The organism is Oceanobacter antarcticus (assembly GCF_044962685.1).
GTDB classification, from domain to species: domain Bacteria; phylum Pseudomonadota; class Gammaproteobacteria; order Pseudomonadales; family Oceanobacteraceae; genus Oceanobacter; species Oceanobacter antarcticus.
Genome location: NZ_JBBKTX010000109.1, coordinates 1 through 245, shown reverse-complemented (window position 1 = coordinate 245; position 245 = coordinate 1). Strand labels below are relative to the sequence as shown.

Here is a 245-nt window from a genome sequence, read left to right as displayed (position 1 = left end):
AAGCAATGCCAGCCCTGGCTTACTGGCGCACATTGCTGTGGCCAAATATCAAGACGGATTGCCACTCTATCGAATGGAAACCATCTTCAAACGCATGGGCATACATTTACCGCGCAACACCCTGGCCAACTGGATGATGAAAAGCAGTGAGTTGCTGCAACCCCTTTACAACCTGCTCAATGATCAATTACTTGAAAGCGGTTATATCCATATGGATGAAACCCGAGTTCAGGTCTTAAAAGAAC

General features: G+C 46.5%; 1 protein-coding gene. It reads left to right on the top strand.

Annotated features, from left to right (window positions below; genetic code table 11):
* Window positions 1-245, top strand: a 245-nt coding sequence (locus WG929_RS21135; RefSeq protein WP_416207641.1) for an IS66 family transposase, incomplete at both ends; no start/stop codon positions are given.